Origin of the sequence: Pseudomonas defluvii (assembly GCF_001695625.1) — a bacterium.
GTDB classification, from domain to species: Bacteria; Pseudomonadota; Gammaproteobacteria; order Pseudomonadales; family Pseudomonadaceae; genus Aquipseudomonas; species Aquipseudomonas defluvii.
This window is the reverse complement of record NZ_MBPN01000234.1, coordinates 1-2,634: the sequence shown is the minus strand read 5'-3', so window position 1 is coordinate 2,634 and position 2,634 is coordinate 1. Positions and strand designations below refer to the sequence as shown.

1 protein-coding gene is annotated in these 2,634 nt (G+C 62.5%); it reads left to right on the top strand.

Annotated elements, in window-relative coordinates:
• The coding region (locus EKA13_RS26830; RefSeq protein ID WP_141685683.1) for a condensation domain-containing protein at positions 1 to 2,634 on the top strand (2,634 nt) is incomplete at both ends.

Sequence of the window (2,634 nt, the reverse complement as noted above, 5' to 3'; positions counted from 1 at the left end):
CCTAGCCCGGACCCTGTGCGCCTGGAGCGGGCAGCCTAGCGTGCTGGTTGATCTGGAAGGCCATGGCCGCGAGGCGTTGTTTGATGGCCTCGACCTGACCCGTACCGTCGGTTGGTTCACCAGCCTGTACCCGGTGCGCCTTGGCGCTCACAGCGATCCGGCAACGACACTGAAGGGCTGCAAGGAGGCCCTGCGCAATCTACCTCACAAGGGCGTCGGTTTCGGCGCACTCCGCTACCTCGGTACGCCACAGGTCCGGGCCGCGATGCAGGCATTGCCGCGGGCTGACATCACCTTCAACTACCTCGGCCAGTTCGATGGCAGCTTTGCTGAAGGCGGCTTGCTGCAACTGGCCGTTGAGTCTGCCGGTCGTGAGCATGGCGCGCAATCCGGCCCGGCTCGGCGCCTGGAAATCAATGGCCAGGTCTATGGCGGCGAGCTGAGCCTGAGTTGGCGCTTTGACACCTCCCGCCATAGCGCTGCCCGTATGCAAGCGCTGGTGGATGACTACCGCGACACCTTGCAGGCACTGCTCGACCATTGTCTGGAGGCCGGAACTGGCGGCGTGACGCCGAGTGACTTTCCGCTGGTACGTTTGAGCCAGTCGCAACTTGATGGCCTGCCGCTGGGCGCTGATGCACTTGAGGACATCTACCCGCTGGCACCGATGCAGCAGGGCCTGCTGTTCCATTCGTTGTACGCACCCGAGGCCGGAACCTATGTGAATCAGCTTTGTGTGGATGTCGACAACCTGGATGTCGAGCGTTTTCGCGCCGCCTGGCACATCGCGCTGGCACGCCATGGCATCTTGCGTACGGGCTTTGTCTGGCGCGGTGATCTACCTGAGCCGCTGCAACTGGTTCGGCGCCAGGTCGCGGTGCCATTGCAGGTACTTGACTACCGTGACCGGGGTGACGTGCAGTCGTTGTTGCAGCAATTCGCATCTGCCGATCACGCCCGTGGCTTTGAGCTGGACGAGGCGCCTTTACTACGTTTGACCCTGATCCGTTTCGAGCCCGAACGTTACCGGCTGATCTGGACCAGCCATCATTTGCTGCTTGATGGCTGGAGTAGCGCCCAACTGATCGGTGAGGTGCTGCAGGCCTATGCCGACCCGCACAGCCTGCGGCCAGTCACTGGCGGTTATCGCCAATACATCCAGTGGTTGCAGGCTCAGGATGCAACCGTCAGCGAGGCGTTCTGGCGTGAGCGCTTGAGCCTGCTCGATGAGCCATGCCTGCTGGCCAATACCATGGTCGCGCCTGCTGCCGGCGAGGGCTCGGGCAACTGGAAACAGGCAATGACGGTCGAGCAGACGGCCGCTCTGCAAACGTTCGCCCAGCGCCAGCGGATTACGCTTAACACCTTGGTACAGGGCGCATGGTTGCTGTTGCTGCAACGCTATACCGGCCTGCAGAGCGTGTGCACCGGTGTCACCGTGGCTGGGCGTCCGACACAGCTGGAGGGCGCCGAATCCTGGCTGGGGCTGTTCATCAATACTTTGCCGCTACTGGTTCGGCTCGACGCCGGGCAGGCAGTGGGCGACTACTTGCGCAAGCTGCAGGCCGACAACCTGGCGCTGCGCGAGCACGAACACACACCGCTGTACGCGATACAGGGCTGGGCCGGGCAGGGTGGCCAAGGCCTGTTCGATACGCTGATCGTGTTCGAGAACTACCCGGTGGATGCGGCATTGCGTCAGGCATCGGACAGCGGCCCACGCTTTGGCCCCATGGAACAGTTGGAGATGACCAACTACCCGCTGGCCCTGACCGTCAACCTCGGTGAACGCCTTGAGATCGGCTACAGCTACCACTGTTCATGCTTTGATCAAGCTACACTGATGCGCCTGGATGGGCAGTTGCGGCAGATCTTGCTGAATATGGCCCAGGATGCCGAGGTTGCGTTGGGGCGTATCCCGCTCAACGATGCCGTGGCGTTGCGACAGTTGGCCCAGTGGAGCGCAGTGCAGCAGCATTTCCCGGCGTTCGTGCCGGTATCGTCCCGTATTGCCGAACAGGCTGCCCTGCGCCCTGACGCCGTGGCGATCCGTCATCAGGGCGTCAGCTTCTGCTACGCCGAGCTGGAGCAGCGTGCCAATCAACTGGCCCATCGCTTGGTGAGCCTCGGTGTGGGCAGCGATGTACTGGTCGGCGTGGCCCTGCCACGGTCGCCTGAACTGATCGTCGCCCTGTTGGCTGTGCTCAAGGCGGGTGGTGCCTATGTGCCGCTGGATCCGGACTACCCGGCAGAGCGCTTGGCCTACATGGTCGAGGACTCCGGCCTGCAACAGGTCATCAGCTTGTCCAGCCTGGACCTGCAGTTGCCGGTACAGGTATTGCCGCTGGACACCCTGGACCTTTCTGCAGAGCCATGCAGCGCACCACAGGTCACCATCGACCCTGAGCAACTGGCCTATGTGATCTACACCTCTGGCTCGACCGGCCAACCGAAAGGCGCGCAGTTGACCCAGCGCAACGTCGAGCGGCTGTTCCAGGCCACCCAGGGCGATTTCGGTTTCACCCAAGACGACGTCTGGACCCTGTTCCATTCCTATGCCTTCGATTTCTCGGTGTGGGAAATCTTTGGCGCCCTGGTGCATGGCGGTGCTTTGGTGATCGTGCCGTATTTCAC